This is a genomic window from Mycobacterium sp. (assembly GCF_035314665.1).
In the GTDB taxonomy this organism is placed as follows: Bacteria; Actinomycetota; Actinomycetes; order Mycobacteriales; family Mycobacteriaceae; genus Mycobacterium.
Genome location: NZ_DATFZD010000366.1, coordinates 1 through 17,952, shown reverse-complemented (window position 1 = coordinate 17,952; position 17,952 = coordinate 1). Strand labels below are relative to the sequence as shown.

The 17,952-nt window shown below is 67.7% G+C and carries 20 protein-coding genes and 1 pseudogene; 9 read left to right on the top strand and 12 right to left on the bottom strand.

The window, feature by feature from the left end; translation table 11 throughout:
- Window positions 1-91: 91 nt before the first annotated feature.
- Together ccsB and VKI00_RS25420 are read left to right on the top strand one after the other, a co-directional pair.
- On the top strand, window positions 92-1,066 hold the full coding sequence (gene ccsB, locus VKI00_RS25425; RefSeq protein WP_324443260.1) for a c-type cytochrome biogenesis protein CcsB: 975 nt from the start codon (window positions 92-94) through the stop codon (window positions 1,064-1,066).
- A 97-nt stretch (window positions 1,067-1,163) separates the two neighbouring features.
- A complete protein-coding gene (locus VKI00_RS25420; RefSeq protein ID WP_414687288.1) occupies window positions 1,164-2,444 on the top strand; it encodes a MinD/ParA family ATP-binding protein in 1,281 nt (426 codons plus the stop codon).
- 4 nt (window positions 2,445-2,448) lie between these two features.
- Here the strand turns inward: VKI00_RS25420 and VKI00_RS25415 are convergent, their stop codons facing one another.
- On the bottom strand, window positions 2,449-2,607 hold the full coding sequence (locus tag VKI00_RS25415) for a hypothetical protein (protein WP_324443259.1): 159 nt from the start codon (window positions 2,605-2,607) through the stop codon (window positions 2,449-2,451).
- Between the two features lie 48 nt (window positions 2,608-2,655).
- Here VKI00_RS25415 and VKI00_RS25410 point away from each other — a divergent pair, with 48 nt between their 5' ends.
- Window positions 2,656-2,967, top strand: a complete 312-nt coding sequence (locus tag VKI00_RS25410; RefSeq protein ID WP_324443258.1) for a DUF4229 domain-containing protein — start codon at window positions 2,656-2,658, stop codon at window positions 2,965-2,967.
- Between the two features lie 366 nt (window positions 2,968-3,333).
- On the top strand, window positions 3,334-3,930 hold the full coding sequence (locus tag VKI00_RS25405; RefSeq protein WP_324443261.1) for a Clp protease N-terminal domain-containing protein: 597 nt from the start codon (window positions 3,334-3,336) through the stop codon (window positions 3,928-3,930).
- A 1-nt stretch (window position 3,931) separates the two neighbouring features.
- On the opposite strand, the gene VKI00_RS25400 is transcribed toward VKI00_RS25405, so the two are convergent.
- Window positions 3,932-4,804, bottom strand: coding sequence for a 1,4-dihydroxy-2-naphthoate polyprenyltransferase (locus VKI00_RS25400; RefSeq protein WP_324443257.1), 873 nt, complete (start codon window positions 4,802-4,804; stop codon window positions 3,932-3,934).
- A gap of 51 nt (window positions 4,805-4,855) precedes the next feature.
- On the opposite strand from VKI00_RS25400, the gene VKI00_RS25395 reads away from it, so the two are divergent.
- Genes VKI00_RS25395 through VKI00_RS25375 form a run of 5 tightly spaced genes read left to right on the top strand, consistent with a single transcriptional unit; the run spans window position 4,856 to window position 8,553 of the window.
- Window positions 4,856-5,632: an S-methyl-5'-thioadenosine phosphorylase gene (locus tag VKI00_RS25395; RefSeq protein ID WP_324443256.1), complete on the top strand. Its 777-nt coding sequence runs from the start codon at window positions 4,856-4,858 to the stop codon at window positions 5,630-5,632.
- A complete protein-coding gene (locus VKI00_RS25390; RefSeq protein WP_324443255.1) occupies window positions 5,629-6,663 on the top strand; it encodes an NAD-dependent epimerase/dehydratase family protein in 1,035 nt (344 codons plus the stop codon). Before VKI00_RS25395 ends, VKI00_RS25390 begins: the two co-directional genes overlap by 4 nt.
- A 21-nt stretch (window positions 6,664-6,684) precedes the next feature.
- Complete coding sequence (gene msrB / locus VKI00_RS25385; RefSeq protein WP_324443254.1) at window positions 6,685-7,224, top strand: peptide-methionine (R)-S-oxide reductase MsrB; 540 nt, start codon at window positions 6,685-6,687, stop codon at window positions 7,222-7,224.
- Window positions 7,225-7,231: 7 nt separating this feature from the next.
- On the top strand, window positions 7,232-7,888 hold the full coding sequence (locus VKI00_RS25380) for a glycosyltransferase family 2 protein (protein WP_324443253.1): 657 nt from the start codon (window positions 7,232-7,234) through the stop codon (window positions 7,886-7,888).
- Complete coding sequence (locus VKI00_RS25375) at window positions 7,885-8,553, top strand: TIGR04282 family arsenosugar biosynthesis glycosyltransferase (RefSeq protein ID WP_324443252.1); 669 nt, start codon at window positions 7,885-7,887, stop codon at window positions 8,551-8,553. Before VKI00_RS25380 ends, VKI00_RS25375 begins: the two co-directional genes overlap by 4 nt.
- On the opposite strand, the gene VKI00_RS25370 is transcribed toward VKI00_RS25375, so the two are convergent.
- The 10 genes and pseudogenes from VKI00_RS25370 to VKI00_RS25325 form a co-directional block, all read right to left on the bottom strand.
- Complete coding sequence (locus VKI00_RS25370) at window positions 8,531-9,796, bottom strand: APC family permease (protein ID WP_324443251.1); 1,266 nt, start codon at window positions 9,794-9,796, stop codon at window positions 8,531-8,533. The two genes, VKI00_RS25375 and VKI00_RS25370, sit on opposite strands and share 23 nt — an antisense overlap.
- A 12-nt stretch (window positions 9,797-9,808) precedes the next feature.
- Window positions 9,809-11,161 (bottom strand): hypothetical protein, encoded by a 1,353-nt coding sequence (locus tag VKI00_RS25365; RefSeq protein WP_324443250.1) that lies wholly within the window; start codon window positions 11,159-11,161, stop codon window positions 9,809-9,811.
- A 21-nt stretch (window positions 11,162-11,182) separates the two neighbouring features.
- On the bottom strand, window positions 11,183-12,919 hold the full coding sequence (locus tag VKI00_RS25360; RefSeq protein WP_324443249.1) for an NAD-binding protein: 1,737 nt from the start codon (window positions 12,917-12,919) through the stop codon (window positions 11,183-11,185).
- Window positions 12,920-12,926: 7 nt separating this feature from the next.
- Entirely contained in the window at window positions 12,927-14,066 is a 1,140-nt protein-coding gene (gene menE, locus VKI00_RS25355) for an o-succinylbenzoate--CoA ligase (RefSeq protein WP_324443248.1), read from the bottom strand.
- A gap of 20 nt (window positions 14,067-14,086) precedes the next feature.
- Window positions 14,087-14,389 carry a DUF3349 domain-containing protein gene (locus tag VKI00_RS25350; RefSeq protein WP_324443247.1) on the bottom strand — a complete coding sequence of 101 codons (303 nt, stop codon included), beginning with the start codon at window positions 14,387-14,389 and terminating at the stop codon, window positions 14,087-14,089.
- 61 nt (window positions 14,390-14,450) lie between these two features.
- Entirely contained in the window at window positions 14,451-14,744 is a 294-nt protein-coding gene (locus VKI00_RS25345; protein ID WP_324443246.1) for a hypothetical protein, read from the bottom strand.
- Window positions 14,680-15,976: pseudogene (locus tag VKI00_RS25340) on the bottom strand (inorganic phosphate transporter). Before VKI00_RS25340 ends, VKI00_RS25345 begins: the two are co-directional and overlap by 65 nt.
- Before the next feature lie 95 nt (window positions 15,977-16,071).
- Window positions 16,072-16,479 carry a VOC family protein gene (locus VKI00_RS25335; protein ID WP_324443245.1) on the bottom strand — a complete coding sequence of 136 codons (408 nt, stop codon included), beginning with the start codon at window positions 16,477-16,479 and terminating at the stop codon, window positions 16,072-16,074.
- A gap of 53 nt (window positions 16,480-16,532) precedes the next feature.
- Complete coding sequence (locus tag VKI00_RS25330; RefSeq protein WP_324443244.1) at window positions 16,533-17,438, bottom strand: SDR family oxidoreductase; 906 nt, start codon at window positions 17,436-17,438, stop codon at window positions 16,533-16,535.
- Between the two features lie 30 nt (window positions 17,439-17,468).
- The coding region (locus VKI00_RS25325) for an enoyl-CoA hydratase-related protein (protein ID WP_324443243.1) at window positions 17,469-17,952 on the bottom strand (484 nt) is incomplete at its 5' end.

Genomic DNA, 17,952 nt, shown 5'->3' with positions numbered 1-17,952 from the left:
TCGGGCGGCTCGTCGACCGGTTGCAGGAGGGGTTGAAAACGCCGGCCGTCACCGCTGTCGAGCCCGTCGGGACCGCTGGAAGGAGCCTGGAGTGAACACCTCACACGTCGATTTGGGCTTGGCGCGCAATTCAGACTTGGCGTTCACTTCCTCGATGGTGATCTTGGTGGTCGCCTTGTTGCTGCTGGCCGTCGAACTCGCCTATTCCCGCGGCCGGCGAGCCGAACGCGAGTTGGTCAGCGCCGGCGCGGTGGCCGCCGACAGCACGACCCCCGGCGTCGTGTTGGACGCCCCGCGGCGGCCGTTCGACGAGCGCGTCGGGCGGGCCGGGCTGATCCTGGTCTACGCCGGTATCTCCCTGTTGCTGCTGTGCATCGTGCTGCGCGGTCTGGCCACCGTGCGGGTGCCGTGGGGCAACATGTACGAGTTCATCAACCTGACCTGCTTCTGCGGCCTGGTCGCCGGCGCGATCGTGCTGCGCCGCCCGCAGTACCGTCCGCTGTGGGTTTTTCTGCTGCTGCCGGTGCTGATTTTGCTGACGGTGTCCGGGCGCTGGCTCTACACCAACGCCGCACCGGTGATGCCGGCGCTGCAGTCGTACTGGCTGCCCATCCATGTGTCGGTGGTCAGCCTGGGTTCGGGGGTGTTCCTGGTCGCCGGGGTGGCCAGCATCCTGTTCCTGCTGAGCACCTCGCGGCTGGGTGAGCCGGAGACGTCGGGCGCGTTTGCCCGGATGGTGCAGCGGTTGCCCGACGCGCAGACGCTGGATCGGATCGCCTACCGAACCACGATCTTCGCGTTCCCGGTGTTCGGCTTCGGTGTGATCTTCGGCGCGATCTGGGCCGAGCAGGCCTGGGGCCGGTATTGGGGGTGGGATCCCAAGGAGACGGTAGCGTTCATCGCGTGGGTGGTTTACGCAGCCTACCTGCATGCTCGGTCGACGGCGGGCTGGCGGGACAGGAAAGCGGCCTGGATCAACGTGGTCGGTTTCGTGGCCATGGTGTTCAACCTGTTCTTCGTCAACCTGGTGACCGTTGGCCTGCACTCCTATGCTGGAGTGGGCTAGGCCGACCAGGGGGGTGGCGATCGGCGCTGCGATATGTTCGATAACAGGACCGCTCGTCAACAAGCGACCTGAGTGTTGCAACAAGGGGTAACTGCACGTGTCTGACCATCCGACGCAAAATGCGAACGCGGAGGTATCGCATGGTCGCGAAGACCATCCGACCACCGACCTGCGGCCGCCACCACCGCTGGTGACCGATCCGCCGACCACGGCGTTTGCCGGATTCCGCACCGAACGGCGCTTCAGCGAGGCTGCCACCCGGGGCGTGCCGCCCCCAGAGACCCGCGAGGAGCCACGGGCTTGGGCAGCCACGCCGTACCAAGGGCTTCCGCGGGTGGTCGACTCGCCTCGGCGGGTCTACGGCAATTACGGGGGACCGCCCGCGTCCTCGTCGGCGGATGTGGGACACCAGCAGACGCCCCTGCCATCCTCGCGGTATCCGGAGTTGTCCACCAGCACCCTGCTGAGGCAGGTCAAGCCGGCGCCGTCGGAGGGCTGGCGCCGGTGGCTGTACGTCTTGTCCGGACAGCTGATCAACGTCGGCGAAAGTCCACGGACCATGCGGTACAACGACCTGACCGTGCAGGTCAACAGCCCGCTGCGGGGTTGCTATCGGATCGCGATGCTGTCGCTGAAGGGCGGCGTCGGTAAAACCACCATCACCGCCACGCTGGGGGCGACGTTCGCGTCGATTCGCGGCGACCGGGTAGTGGCCGTGGACGCCAACCCCGATCGCGGCACGCTGAGCCAGAAGGTGCCGTTGGAAACGCCGGCCACCGTGCGCCACTTGCTGCGCGACGCCGAGGGCATCGAGCGCTATAGCGATGTGCGCAGCTACACGTCGCAGGGCCCGAGCCGGCTGGAGGTGCTGGCGTCGGAAAGCGACCCGGCCATGTCCGAGGCGTTTAGCGCCGAGGACTACGCACAGACGCTGGAAATCCTGGAGCGGTTCTACGGGCTGGTGCTCACCGATTGTGGGACCGGGCTTTTGCATTCGGCGATGACGCCGGTGCTGGAGAAGGCCGACGCCCTGATCGTGGTCAGCTCGGGATCGATCGACGGCGCGCGCAGCGCCTCAGCGACTTTGGACTGGCTCGATGCGCACGGCCATGAGGATCTGGTCCGCAATTCGATCGCGGTCATCAACGCGGTGCGGCCTCGGTCAGGCAAGGTCGACATGCAGAAGGTGGTCGATCACTTCTCGCGGCGGTGCCGCGCGGTGCGCCTAGTGCCGTTCGATCCGCATCTCGAGGAGGGCGCGGAGATCAGCCTGGACCGGCTGAAGCGGGAAACGCGGGAAGCGCTGATCGAGCTGGCAGCCGTTGTCGCCGACGGCTTTCCGAACGATCAGCGCCGATCCAACGAGCACTTCATCTAGCGATTTAACGCGGGTTGTCGCCGTGGCTTAACCGCCACAGGAAGTCCGGATCGTCGTCGGGTCCGATGACGCGAGTCTTGTGCCGGTTGACCCCTGAACGGACAGCGCGCCAGCCAACGTAGATCAGCGTCCCGAGAACGAGGACGAGGAGCAGGTACAGCACTCAACACCTCCTTGGTGGCGAATATACGCGGCGTCTTAGGCTCGCATTGTGCCAAAGGCTCAGAGCTCGGCCGGTCGGGCTGCCGTCAGCGTCCTGTTTTACGTCGCGGCTCGACTGGCCTTGGTGGCGGCGCTGACCGCGGCGATCTACGCAGCGGGCGGACTGCTCGGCGTGCACGAGTTCCCGATCACCGTCGCCCTGTTGTTTGCCCTCGTCATTGCGATGCCGCTGGGCATCTGGGTGTTCGGTCCGTTGCGTCGCCGGGCCACCGAAGACCTCGAGGTGGCCACCGAGCGCCGGCGCCGCGACCGCGAGCAGCTGCGGGCCAGACTGCGTGGCGAGGCACCGCCCGAAGATTGACGTCGTTTACCCGAGAAACGTTCGGCGCCATGTTCATCGGCGCTGCCGGATTTCGATCCACTCACTGTCGTCGCGGGGATGTAAGCGCGCATCGACACGCGTCCGGAGGCCGGACACCGGGGCGACGTAGAAGGTGCGGTGATGTATCAGTGCCTTTCAACCATGGTCATTTCAAATCAGTCGTTCACATCTGCGGCTGCGGCACTTGCCGAACGGCACAAGTGCTTGTTGATCGACGGATCGGAGCTCTCGCGGCTCGCGGAGGGCTGGCACCCGGAGGTCCGAAAGGACCGATTCGCCAAGGAAAAGGAATCAATCGTCAGTGGTGCCGGTAGCGGGAAGTCGGAACGGGCGCAGGAGATAAGGATGCTCGAGCGGTTCAGCCGCAACGCGCAAGTCGCGGTCGCGATGGCCCGAGCAGAAGCAGGCGAGCTGAATCTCGACGAAGTTCGGCCCTCACACGTTTTGGTAGGGGTGCTGCAGGCGGCCGAAGCCGCCGGGGCCGCGACAGCGGACCGAGCCAACGAACTGGGCGCGCTGCTCAGCGGATACGGCCTGACCCTCGACGTCGTTCGGGCGCAGTTGGTGGAGGCGAGCACATCCGGCGACTCCTCGTTCGACGACGACGCCGAGGCACTCGAGTCGATCGGCATCGACCTCCGCGCCGTGCGGGACAATGTCACGCGAACGTTCGGCGAGGAAGCCTTCGACGACGCCCTGTATAAGTCTGGCCGGCGTCGCCGCTGCCGCGGGCAAATCCCGTTCACGCGCCCGGCCAAGAAGGTGCTCGAGTTGGCGCTACGAGAAGCGTTGTTGCACAAAGACAACGAGGTCCGATGCGAGCACATCATATTGGGCATCCTGCGCAGCGGTGACCGGCAGGCGATCGCCCTGATCACCGAGCACGCCTACGCCGCCCAGTTGCGTGCGGCGGTCATCAAACTGATGGAGAAGGCCGCGTAGTTCAGGCCGCCAGCGTCAACGCCGTTGCCACCGCGATCGACCACACCAGCAGCGTCAGACCGGTGTCACGCAGGACCGGAATCAGCTCGGCGCCCATCCGACCGGATCGCACCGGCGCCGCCGCGCGCAGCGCCAGCGGCGTGGCCACCAGGCCGGCCGCACACCAGGGCGTGGCCACCGTCAGCGTCAGGGTCAACACTGCGGCGAGGGCCAGCAACGTCTGGTAGAGCCTGCGAGTCCCGGTGTCGCCCAACCGCACCGCCAACGTGATCTTGCCGGATTGAGCGTCGGTGGGGATATCCCGCAGATTGTTGGCCACCAATACCGCCGATGACAGCGCGCCCGTCGTCACCGCCAGCACCACACCCACCCAGTCCACCCGCAACGCCTGGGTGTACTGGGTGCCCAGCACCGCGACCAGCCCGAAGAACACGAACACCGCGAGTTCGCCGAAACCCGCGTAGCCGTAAGGCCTGGAACCGCCGGTGTAAAACCACGCGCCCGCGATGCAGACCGCGCCAACCCCGATCAGCCATGTCGCGCTGGTCATCGCCAGCGCCAGCCCGGCCGCCGCGCCGACGCTCATGCTGAGCACCGCGACCGTGAGCACCGACCCCGGTGCCGCCAGCCGCGAGCCGACCAGACGCAGCGGGCCGGCCCGTTCGTCGTCGGTGCCGCGGATGCCGTCGGAGTAGTCGTTGGCGAAATTCACTCCGATGACGAATGCCACGCCGACGGTCAGTGCGAGCAGCGCCTTCCACCAGCAGGCGGCATGCAGCCAGGCGGCGGCTCCGGTGCCCGCGATCACCGGGGCGATGGCGTTGGGGAGGGTCCGCGGTCGCGCACCCGCGACCCACTGCGCAAAACTGGCCACCTCGCAATCGTTCCACGACGCGGTGCATGCCGCCTGAAAGATAATGCGTACATGATCGGAGTGATCGGCGGCAGCGGCTTCTACACGTTCTTCGACTCAGACGCGCGCACCATCAACCTGGACAGCCCGTTCGGCGAGCCCAGCGCCCCGGTCACGGTCGGTGTGGTCGGCCGGCACGAGGTCGCGTTCCTGCCCCGCCACGGCGCCAACCACCGGTTTCCGGCGCACAACGTGCCGTATCGAGCCAACATGTGGGCGCTGCGCGAGCTTGGGGTGCGGCAAGTCTTCGCGCCGTGCGCGGTCGGCAGCCTGACGCTGGAACTCGAGCCGGGCGCGATCGTGGTGCCCGACCAACTGGTGGACCGCACCCGTCGCCGCGCCGACACCTACTTCGACGCCGGTGCCGCGCACGTGTCCTTCGCCGATCCGTACTGCCCGACGTTGCGCTCGGCGGTCACCGGGCTGCCCGGCGTGGTCGACGGCGGCACCATGGTGGTGATCGAGGGTCCGCGGTTTTCCACCCGCGCGGAAAGCCAGTGGTTCGCCGCCGCGGGCTTCACCCTGATCAACATGACCGGCTATCCGGAGGCGGTCCTCGCGCGCGAGCTCGAAATATGCTACGCGACAATCGGTTTGGTGACGGACCTGGATGCCGGCATCGATGCCGGGGCGGGGGTGAAGGTGGTCGATGTCATCGGCGAATTCGAAAAGAACATCGAGCCGTTCAAGAAACTCGTGCGCGAGGCGATCGCCCAGGTCGCCGCCGAACGCACCTGCACCGAGTGTCTGTCGCACACCGGTATCGAGCTGCCGTTCGACCAGCCGTGAGAGTGCTGCTGACCGGCGCGGCCGGTTTCATCGGGTCGCGAGTCGACGCGGCACTGCGGGCCGCGGGTCACGACGTGGTCGCCGTCGATGCCATGTTGCCGGCCGCGCACGGAGACGACGCGGTGGCGCCGCGCGATTGTCGGCGGCTTGACATCCGCGACGCCGACGCGCTGGCCCCGCTGCTGGACGGGATTGACTTGGTCTGCCACCAGGCCGCGGTTGTCGGTGCGGGCGTGAACGCGGCCGACGCACCGGACTACGGCAGCCACAACGACTTCGGCACCACCGTGCTGCTGGCGCAGATGTTCCACGCCGGGGTGACCCGTCTGGTGCTGGCGTCGTCGATGGTGGTCTACGGGCAGGGCGCGTACCGCTGCGACGAGCACGGTCCGGTGGACCCGTTGCCCCGTCGGCGGGCCGACCTCGATGCCGGTGTTTTCGAACACCGCTGTCCGGTGGGCGGCGAGCAACTGACGTGGCAGCTGGTCGACGAGGACGCGCCGCTGCGGCCGCGCAGCCTGTACGCCGCCAGCAAGACCGCGCAAGAGCATTACGCGCTGGCCTGGTCGGAGTCGACGGGCGGGTCGGTGGCCGCGCTGCGCTATCACAACGTCTACGGCCCCGACATGCCGCGCGACACGCCGTATTCCGGGGTCGCCGCGATCTTCCGCTCGGCACTCGAAAACGGTGAACGGCCAAAGGTTTTCGAAGACGGCGGCCAGATGCGGGACTTCGTACACGTCGACGACGTCGCGGCGGCCAACGTGGCGGCGGTGGCCGTTGACCGCGGCGGGTTCACCGCCGCGAATGTCTGCTCCGGACAGCCGATTTCCATCATGGAGGTCGCGACGCAGCTGTGCGAAGCGCGAGATTCCACGGTGTCGCCGGTTGTTACCGGCCAATACCGCAGCGGCGATGTGCGCCATATCGTCGCCGACCCAGCCCGCGCCGCCGGCGTGCTGGGTTTCCGCGCGGTGGTCAAGCCGTGGGAAGGATTGCGCGACTTCGCGTTCGCACCGCTGCGCGGTTAAACGGCGGCGTACCATTCAAAGATGACTGACTCAGCCTCGCCGCGGCCCGCCGTGACACGCCGCCAGGTGCTGCTCGGCGGCTCGTTGCTCAGCGCTGCCCTGCTCGCCTGGGGTATTTCACGACACAGCGCGCCGGCCCACAGCTCACCGGACACAGCGAACGGTACCTTTCCGGTCACCCACACCGACGCCGAGTGGCGGCAGCTCCTGAGCCCGCAGCAGTATGAGATCCTGCGCAACGCCGGCACCGAGCAGCCGTATAGCAGCCCGCTCAATGACGAACACCGCTCCGGTGTGTTCAGTTGCGCGGGTTGTGGACTGGATCTGTTCTCGTCTGCCACCAAGTTCGAGAGCGGCACCGGCTGGCCGAGCTTCTACCAGTCGCTGGGCAAGGCCGTGATCACGCGTGAAGACGACTCGTTGGGCATGACGCGCACCGAGGTCCTGTGCAGTCGCTGCGGCGGGCACCTCGGCCATGTCTTCGATGACGGCCCGGCACCCACCGGCCTCCGTTACTGCATGAATGGCGTCGCAATGAATTTCCGGCCGCAATCAGTCTGAGGCCGGCATGGCCGACGGTCTGGTGACGGTGGTGCTGCCGTGTCTGAACGAGGCCGAGCCGCTGCCGTTCGTGCTGGCGGCCATGCCCGCCGGCTACCAGCCGCTGGTGGTCGACAACAACAGCACCGATGACACCGCCGACGTGGCCCGCCGCCTCGGCGCCACGGTGGTCGCCGAACCGCGACCCGGCTACGGCTCGGCCGTGCACGCCGGGGTGGTGGCGGCGACGACGACGATCGTGGCGGTAATCGACGCGGACGGGTCCTTGGACCCCGCCGATCTGCCTCGGCTGGTCGCCGAAGTTGAGCACGGCGCCGACCTGGCGATCGGCCGACGCCGCCCGGTGCCCGGATTGCGCTGGCCGTGGGTGGCGCGGCTGGGCACGGTGATGATGAGCTGGCGGCTGCGCACCCGGCATGGCCTTCCGGTGCACGACATCGCGCCGATACGCGTCTTCCGGCGGGACGCCCTGCTGAGCCTGGGTGTCAGCGACCGCCGGTCGGGATATCCGTTGGAGCTGCTGGTGCGCGCGGCCGCGGCCGGCTGGCGGGTGGTCGAACACGATGTCGCATACGGGCCCCGCGTCGGGGGTAAGTCGAAGGTGAGCGGTTCGCTGCGGGGCAGCGTGACCGCGATCCTGGACTTCTGGAAGGTGATTTCTTGAGCGTCCTGCCGGTGACGCTGCTCGTGGTGGCCAAAGCCCCGGTGGCCGGCCGGGCCAAGACCCGGCTGGCCGCGACGGTCGGCGATCAGGTCGCCGCCGAGATCGCCGCCGCCGCACTGCTCGACACCCTCGATGCGGTAGTGGCCACGCCGGTCGCCACCCGGGTCGTGGCGCTCACCGGTCGGCTCGACGGCGCCGCCGAAGCCGACGAAATCCGGCGCCGCCTGGCGTCGTTCGATGTGATCGGCCAGCGCGGCAACGACTTCGGTGACCGGCTGGCCAACGCGCACACCGACGCCGCGGCCGTCGACGGGCATCCGGTGCTGCAGATCGGGATGGACACCCCGCAGGTGACCGCCGAGTTGCTGGGCGACTGTGCGCGACGCCTGGGCGAAACTTCGGCCGTTCTCGGGTTGGCCTGCGACGGAGGCTGGTGGGCGCTCGGCGTGCGGAGCCCAGCACTGGCGGGGTGTCTGCGCGACGTCCCGATGTCGCAGCCCGACACCGGAGCGCTGACGCTGAAAGCATTGCGCGGCAACGGTGTTGATGTCGCCCTTCTCGACGAGCTGGCCGATTTCGACGTTGCCGACGATGTGGCCGCGGTGCGTGCGGTCTGTCCGTCGGGCAGCCGGTTCGCCCATGTCACTCGCGCCGCGGGTCTGTGAAGGATCGTTGCGCGATCGCGCGTCCAGTCAGGCCGATCGCGAATATCCCAAGCCCGACGACCACCGACAGCCACGGCAACGTGGCGACGAGCAGCAGGCAGCCGACGACACCGCACACGTTCAGCACGCGTGGCCAACGTCTCTGCGCGACCGGCTGCGTGTAGGCGGACGCGTTGGCGATCGCGTAGTAGATCAGCACGCCGAACGACGAGAAGCCGATCACGCCGCGCAGATCGACGGTGGCCACCAGGATGCACACGACCACCGCCAGAGCGATTTCGGCACGGTGTGGCACGCGGTGGCTTGGGTGAACAGCGGCCAGCCAGCCGGGCAGATCCCGGTGACGGGCCATCGCGAGACTCGTGCGCCCGATCCCGGCGATCAGCGCCAGCAGCGCCCCCAGGCTGGCCAGCGTCGCGCCCACCGCGACCACCGGCACCAGCGGGGCGGCCCCGGCCGCGCGCAGCGCCTCGGCCAGCGGAGCGGCAGACCGCGCCAGCCGCTCGGGTCCCGCGGCCAGCAGCACCGAGACGCCGACGATCAGATAGACCACCACCGTGATTCCCAGCGCGACGATGATCGCCCTGGGTATGGCGCGGGCCGGGTCGCGGACCTCTTCGCCCATCGTCGCGATCCGCGCATAACCCGCGAACGCGAAAAACAGCAGCCCGGCCGATTGCAAAACCCCGTACACGGTGACCGACGACCAGGCGCCCGCGCCGGTCAGATTCGACGGCTGCACGCCGGCGACCGCGATGGCGATGACCACGACGGCAAGGGCAATAAGCGTGCAGGCCACCAGGATTCGAGCCAACACCGCGGTCTTGGTGACACCGCGGTAATTCAGCGCGGTCAGCCCCACCACCGCGGCGACGGCGACAAGGCGCTGAGCCCACCACGGGCCCGGCAGCGCGTACGTGCCGATGGTCAGCGCCATCGCCGCACACGATGCGGTCTTACCGACGACAAATCCCCACCCCGCGGCGAAGCCCCACCACGGGCCGAGCAGTTCGCGCCCGTAGATGTAGGTACCGCCCGACGTCGGATAAACCGCCGCCAGCTGCGCCGAGGCGGTGGCATTGCAGTAGGCAACCGCCGCGGCGATCGCCAACCCGATCAACAGCCCCGCCCCGGCGGCGCGCGCGGCGGGGCCGAACGCGGCGAACACCCCGGCGCCCATCATCGATCCCAACCCGATCACCACCGCGTCGGCGGTGCCGAGTCGGCGGGCCAGTTCCGGCATAGCCAAGCCTCTCTACCAGTGAGTGAAGATCAGACTGTTCAGCAACAGTGCGCCGATGACGTTGACGGCCAACCACAGTCGCTGCGACCGAGGCGGCAGCAGCGCGGGCGCGGCCGTCAGCCAGACGGTGAACGGCAGCCAGATCCGTTCGGTCTCGGCCTTGCTCAGCATGCTCAGGTCCGCGCAGACAATGGCAACGAGCATCGACAGCACCAGCAGGTGCAGGCCCGAAAGGCGACGGATCTCGGCCGGGTCGAAGACCCGGCCGAGGCCGGCGACGCTACCCAAGCCGATCGCGCAGACCACCGCCGCCAGGTTGGCCCAGCTCCAGTATTGGAACGGCCGCTCTTGGGCAATTCCCTGCCAATAGCGCTGCTGCACAAGGGTATAGCCGTCGAACCAGCAGAAGCCGGTAGCGGCGAACGCCGCCGCCACCGCGGCTGCGGTCAGAATCGCCGGACCCAGTGCCCGCAGCGCCGATCGCCAGTCGGTCGCGCACAACAGCACCGCCAACGCCGGAAACGCCAGCAGAGTCAGGCCGTAGCTGAGGAAGACCGCCCAGCCGAGCAGCAATCCTGCCGCGGACGCGACCGGAACGGGGAACCGAACCCCGCCGCGCACCGCCAATGCCAGCAGTGCGATGCCCCAGGCGGCGACCCCAGCGAAGTACCCGTCGGCGGAGACCGCGATCCAGATCGCCGTCGGTGCCATCGCGACGAACGGCGCGGCGCGGCGCGCGGTCTGCTCGTCGGCCAGCACCCGCAGCGTGATCAGGATTGCGGCGGCGGCGCTCGACCCGACCAGCATGCACAGCAACCCGGCCCACGCACCGCCGCCCAGCCCGACGCGATCCAGCCACACGAACGTCAGCAGCGCCCCCGGCGGATGGCCGGAGACGTGGGTGATCCACGAGTTCGGCTGAAAATCCAGGATCCGGCTGGAGAACGTCCGCAGCGTCTGCGGGATGTCGGTGATGCCCGGCACCTGCGGCAGATACTCGTCCTTGTCGGTCAACCGGCCGGCAAAGCCGCGTTGCCAGCCGTCGATCATCGCCAGTGAGAACGCCCACCCGCAGGACGTGGCCCAGGCGACCGGCGGCAGCAGCCGCCACGAAAGCCGCTGCGCCACAACGGGTCCCCACACCACGACAGCTAGTCCGAGCAGAATCGCCGGTCCGGTGCCCCAGCCGACGTGGGCGTCGAACCAGCCGAAAATCGGAGCGGCGCCGGCGTGCCAGCCGAAACGGTCCGGCGCGGTATGCACACGCGACCTGATGCCCCAGTGCAGGCGAGGCAATACGAACGCGGCGGCAACCAGGATCAGCCCGATCGCGGCCGCGATTGCGTCCCGGCGAGCGATCCTCACGACCGTCCAGACTATTGGGGCTTATTGGGCGGCAGGCGCGTCGGCCGGGGGTTGTTGCGGTTGACGTCCTTTGCGCAGCGTGTCGAGCAATTCGCGATAGGGCCCGACCAGGTAGACGGTGTCGTCGGCGTGGAGTCGGGCGTCTCGGCGCGGGTGCAGCTTGACCAGTGAGTTGGGCCTCGTGATGGCGATGACCCGGGTTTGGGTGGATAGCTCGAACATGCGCAGGCCGTCGAGTTCACTGCCGCGTGCCACCTGCATTCCGCCGACCACGAAGGAGCGTTGTCCCACCGAGAAGGTGCCCAGCACCTGTAGACCGACCGCAGCGCCGATGAACCACGGCACGGCCAACTCGACGGTGGAACGCACGTTTTCAAAGCCGAACCGCTGCGCCACCGCGAAGCCCAGCGTGCGGTCATAGACGCGCAGCACCAGCGGAACATCGGTCCAGTTGAGCCCGGGCCGCACCTCGGTTCCGAGCATCTCCGTCAGCACGATCCCGGTTTCGATGTTGGTCATATCGTCGCGGGTCAGCACCGCCACCGCGCGAGCGCGCTCCACCCGCGCTGATCGCAGTGTCTGGCCCAAGGTGGCGTCGCCGAAGATCACCGGCACGTCGAGATCGCTTGCCACCGACAAGAAACTGTTCTCTTCGTCGCGCTCGATCACCGCCACCTCGTAGCCGGCGGCAGTCAGATCGCTGACCACGCGCATGCCGAGCGCGCTCAACCCCACGACGACGATGTGGTTGTTCAGATGGCGCACCCGCGGGCGGGCAACTCCCATGACGAAGCGGCGCGACAGCAGCACGTCGGCGACGAACGAGACCAGCAAAGCGGTGGTGGTCACCCCGCTGAACATCAACAAGGTTGCGAACACACGCAGCCAGGTGGGCTGGTGGACAAAGCTGAAGTCGCCGTAGCCGGTCGTCGTCATCGTCTCGATGGTGAAGTAGATCGCGTCGACCCAGCCCATCTTTGGCGGCGCCTCGTAGCCGAAACGCAACATCACCGTTGAGCACGCCAGCAGCAACAGCGTGCCCGCCACAACGGGATAAAACGCCGGGTTGAAGTCGGCGACCAGGGCGCGGACGGAGTCGATCGCCTTCCGCAGTCGTGGCTGGCGCAATCGCGCGCGGCCCAGGCGTCGGACCTTGATGTTTTGGGCGGCCAGCTCGTCGGCGGTGCCGGCCATCATCGTCCAATCGCCGGCGTGCACCTCCTGGTCGCGGCTCGGGCAGATATCCATCTCGCCGGGGGTGGGGGAGTTGTCGCCGTGAATCACCGCCACCGGCGCCAAATCGCCGTACAGTTCGCGCAACGTGGCGTCGCGGTACGCGTCGCGGCCGGCGACGACGAATTTGATGCCCGCGGCCTCGAATTCGTGTGTGGTGTGTTCCAGACATGCCTCGACCACCGACGGCGCCGCGAGTTCGGCGACGTTGAAGATCGCCCCGGGCCCGTTGTCGTCGGCTATCGCTTCGCGCAGCACGTCGTTGGCGAGCCGTGCTACCACCCGCGCATTCGGGTTGGCTCTCCTTGCCAGCAGCGCGATTTCGAGATTCGTCGCGTCGTCATCCCCGGCGCAGACGACGGCGAGCGCATGGGCAACGTCGGCGAGGACGAGCTCGCGAGCAACCCCGGCCTCGGAGAGGTCGATGTTGGGCAGCCTGGCAACGGTCACGCCGGCGTTTTTCAGCTCCTCGACGATCGTCATGGCCAGCGCATCGTCGCCGCTGACGATGATGTGGCGCTGCATTGACGCATTATGTCATCGGCGACCGTTTTCCTACGTGACGTGCCAGTTCCTGCCGGTCCACCTTGCCGATGCCGCGCATCGGCAGCGCGTCGAGGATATGCAGCTCGCGGGGCGCGGCCGTGCGGTCCAGCGTGTGCATGACGTGTGCCCGCAACGCCTCGAGCGAGGGCGGGCAATGCCCATCGGCCACGACGATCGCAGCCACCACCCGCTGCCCCAGCCGATCGTCGCCGAGCCCGAACACCGCGCAGTCGGCCACCGCGGGGTGGGTCCGCAGCGCGGCCTCCACGGGCTGGGGTAGCACCGTCAACCCGCCTGTGCTGATCGCCTCGTCGGCCCGACCCAACACACTCAGCACGCCCGAATCGTCAACCGCGCCAATATCATCGGTGCGAAACCAGCCCGGCTCGGCGAACGGGTCGGGATCGGGCGGGTTGCGATAGCCCTTGGCCAGTGTCGGGCCGCCGATCACTATCCGGCCGTCCGGGTCCACCCGCAGCCGGACCCCGTCGAGCGGGACGCCGTCGTACACGCAGCCGCCGGCGGTTTCGCTCATCCCATAGGTGCGGACCACCGTGATGCCCGCGCTCGCGGCAGCGTCGAGGAGCGGCCGTGGGGCCGGCCCGCCGCCAATCAGCACGGCATCCAACTCGGCCAGCGCCGCGGCAGCCGCCGGATCGGCCATCGCCTTGGCCAACTGCGTTGCTACCAGCGCCGTGTAGCGGCGACCACCTCCGAGTTGCTCTACGGCAGAAGGCAATTCGCTGGTATCGAAACCGGTCGAGACATCCAGCTCGACCGGAACGGTGTCGGCCAGAAGGCTGCGCACCAGCACCTGGACACCGGCGATGTGATAGGGCGGCAAAGCCAGCAGCCATCGGCCCGGACCGCCCAAACGGTCATGGGTGGCCCCGGCACTGGCGGTCAGCGCGGCGGCGGTGAGCAGCGCACCCTTGGGCGCGCCGGTGGTCCCCGATGTCGTCACCACCAGGGCGATGTCGTCGTCGATAGCTTCGCCCACCCGCAGCGCCGACAAGGTGGACCCGCGATCGGCGCCGGCCGGCACCGGCAGCATGGCAGACGCCCGGCCGTTGAGAACCTGTTGGAGGGCAGCCAGCAGCGGGAGCGCCGAGGAGCCCTGCGCCACGGCGAAGGCGCGCAGGACTGCTATCCGGCCCCCTCGCCGTCACGGGCATCGTCCAACGGCCAACCCTTGGCGGCCAGCCGTTCCCGCACCCGCTCGATGTCTGCCGGGGACGGCAGCTGGTCGGTGATCTGGGTGATCAGCACACCGATGTCGACGTCATCGATGCCATCGTTCTGCATCACTTCGCGGGCCACCACCTTGACCTCGTCGTTGGACAGCCGACGCGTCAGCAGGGCGAGGACCGGAAAGTAGTCAGTGGGTGGGATGCCCTCGGGATATCCCGCACGGAGCCACTCGATTACTGAGGTCAAGAATCGGTTCACACTGCCTCAACTTCCCCCGCACAGGCCTGGTCAAGCCTGAACCGCGAATGAATTTAAGTTTTTATGCGGGCTTGGCTCCAAGGATATACATGCCAGTGCGCGCCCCGATGAAATCGCGGGCGATGTACAACACGCCGATGAGGACCGCGACCAGCGCCAACGCGTATATGAGCCAGCTGAGCGCGGTCAGCGCCGGATTCTTGTGCCCCACGGCAGTCCCATCGGTACCCGCGACGCCGGCGCCCACGGCGCCCGCCCGCACCGCGAGTGCGAACAGCGCAGGCAGTCCGCTACCGAGCAGCAAACCGAAGATCAGGATCTTCAACGAAGCCTGGTAGTTGAACCAAGTGCTCATGACATGCCTGCTTTCTTTGCGGGAGGGGCGTCGGTGGCCTTTCCGTTCGCGCCGGGGGCGCCCGCGTCGACGGTGACCGTCGGGGTGCCGACCTCGTCGAGTCCGGTGGTGAGGTCACCCTTCCACTCGGCGTTGACGTTGTTGTGGTCGATCTTGTTTCTCCGCGACCGCAGGTAGATTGCAGCGGCCGTTGCCACCAGCAGAGCGAAGCCGACGATCGAGCCGGCGAAGCCACCGATCCCGTGCACCACCCAGTACGTGATGGCACCGACCAGACCGGCCGCCGGCAGCGTGATCAGCCACGCGGTCGCCATCCGGCCGGCCACCCCCCAGCGCACCTCTGCTCCGGGTTTGCCAACCCCGCTGCCGAGCACGGATCCGGTCACCACCTGAGTGGTGGACAGCGCGTACCCGAAGTGAGCGGACAGCAAAATGATTACCGCCGAAGACGATTCGGCGGCCATGCCTTGCGGCGAATGGATCTCGACGAGTCCCTTACCCATGGTGCGGATGATCCGCCAGCCGCCGGTGTAGGTGCCCAGTGCCATCGCACACGCGCAGGCGAAGATGACCCAGAAGGGGGGCAAGGCGGCGGTCCGGCTGACCGCGCCGTAAGAGATCAACGCCAGGAAGATCACGCCCATCGTCTTCTGCGCGTCGTTGGTGCCGTGCGCCAGCGAAACCAGCGACGCCGAGAAGATCTGGCCGCGCCGGAAAGCGGTTTCGCTGCGCTCCTCCGGAACGCCGCGATCGAGCCGGTAGACCAGCCAGGTGCCGACCGCACCGACCAGCCCGGCCAAAACCACCGACACCAGGGCCGGAATCAACACGCGGGACACCACGCCGGTCCAGATCACCCCGTGCCCGCCGACCGCGGCGATCATGGCACCGACGATGCCACCGACCAGGGCATGCGAGGAGCTTGACGGGATACCCAGCAGCCAGGTCATCAGGTTCCAGACGATCCCGCCGACCAGACCGGCGAAGACCAGTTGCAAGGTCACCAGATGACCGTTCACCAAATCCTTGGCGATTGTCCCGGCGACCGCGGTGGACAGGAACGCTCCGGCGAGGTTCAGCACCGCCGAGAGCGATACGGCGGCTTTCGGCGAGAGCGCTCCGCTGGCGATCGAGGTGGCCATGGCATTGCCGGTGTCGTGGAACCCGTTGGTGAAATCGAATGCGAGGGCTGTGATCACGACGATGATCAAGAGGAACAACTGAAGGTTCACGGCGCTAATTCTGCGGGTATCTGGGCGCGGTTGTCGAAAGAACGGGGATGTGAATCCCTGGTATTCGACACTCGTCGACAGAAGTTCGCCTGACGTTAACCTGCGGATCGGCGGCTTTCGCCACGTGTGTCGCGGCGCAGAGGATGCTCGGGCGGAATCTGGACGAAGATCAGGATCACGCCGTCGGGATCGATGACATGCATTTCGTGCAGACCCCATGGTTCGCGGCGCGCCTCGCGGGCGATGGACACGCCTCTGCTCTCCAGCTCGGCCTGCGTCGCTGCGAGGTCACGCACTTGCAGCCACAGCGCGCCGGGGAATGGCCCGGCGGGGTGGTCCGGCGCGCCGTGGCCGGCCAGCTCGATCAGTGACTGGCCGGCGTAAAACACGGTGCCCGCGCCGTAGTCACGGAAGATCGCCAGCCCAATCTGGTCGCGGTAAAAGCTCAGCGATCGTTCATAGTCCGCCGGCCGAAACAGCATCCGGCTGGCGAGAATCTCCATGCCTTGTGTCTATCACGCGTCGCCGGGCTGAAGCTGAATTGCCCGGCTCCTCCTCATCGCGCTCCGCGCTCTGCATCGTCGCCGGGCTGGAGCCGCTGCCGCCGTATCATCCTGGTCGCCGCGCCGGGACCCACCGTGTCCATCGTCCGTGCGAAGACGGCCATCCGCGGCGCGATCCGGACCGGCCGGGTGCGCGCGGCGGTGACCATCCAGCCGGCCGCCTCGTGTGACGTCAACGCCGGCAGTCCCTGGTATTGCTTCGTCGGCGCGATCATCGGGGTCGCCACCAGCGGGTAGTACAGCGTGGTGGAGTGCACACCCTTTGGCGCCCATTCGGTTTCGATGACCCGGCTGACCGCCGACAGCGCGGCCTTCGACGCGTTATAGACCGAGAACAGCGGTGACGCCTCGCTGAACACTCCCCACGTCGCGACGTTGATGATGTGCCCGTCGCCGCGCTGCAACATCCCCGGCGCGATCGCGCGGATCAGGCGTAGCGGCGAGTAGTAGTTGAGCACCATCGTCCGCTCGACGTCGTGCCAGCGCTCCAGCGACTCGGCCAACGGTCGGCGGATCGAGCGACCGGCGTTGTTGATCAGAATGTCCACCCCGCCAAGACGTTCCTCCACGCCGGCGGCGAGTGCGTCGACAGCGTCTAGGTCAGACAGATCGCACGGCATCGCGATGGCCTTGCCGCCGCGGTCTTCGATCCGGCCCACCAGCGCGTCCAGCAGGTCCTTGCGACGGGCAGCGACCACCACGGTGGCGCCGCAGCGGGCGAACTCCTCGGCGGCGCTCTCGCCGATGCCCGACGACGCTCCGGTGAGCAGGATGCGCTTGCCCTTCAGGTCGACAGATTTCGCGGCCCGACGGTACGCCGCGAGTTGGGCGGTAAAGGGTGGGCGCATGGTGGCCAGGACGAACTTGTTGTTCAACCATTGCAGCGGGTTATTGCTCACAGGTCGCGAGTCTAGGGGGAGCCCCGATCGCTAGAAGTAGCGCGGGAACCGGCTCCAATCGGGCGGCCGCTTCTCCAGGAATGCGTCGCGGCCCTCGACGGCCTCGTCGGTCATGTACGCCAGCCGGGTGGCCTCACCGGCGAACAGCTGCTGGCCCACCAGCCCGTCGTCGAGAAGGTTGAACGCATACTTCAGCATCCGTTGTGCCTGAGGTGATTTCGCGTTGATCTCGGCTGCCCACTGCACACCCACCGTCTCCAGTTCGGCGTGCTCGACGACGGCGTTGACCGCGCCCATCGCGTGCATCTGCTCGGCGGTGTAGTCGCGGCCGAGGAAGAAGATCTCGCGGGCCAACTTCTGGCCGACCTGCCTTGCCAGGTATGCGCTGCCGTAGCCGCCGTCGAAGCTGCCGACGTCGGCGTCGGTCTGCTTGAACCGGGCGTGCTCACGGCTGGCCAGGGTGAGGTCGCAGGTCACGTGCAGGCTGTGCCCGCCGCCCGCCGCCCAGCCGTTG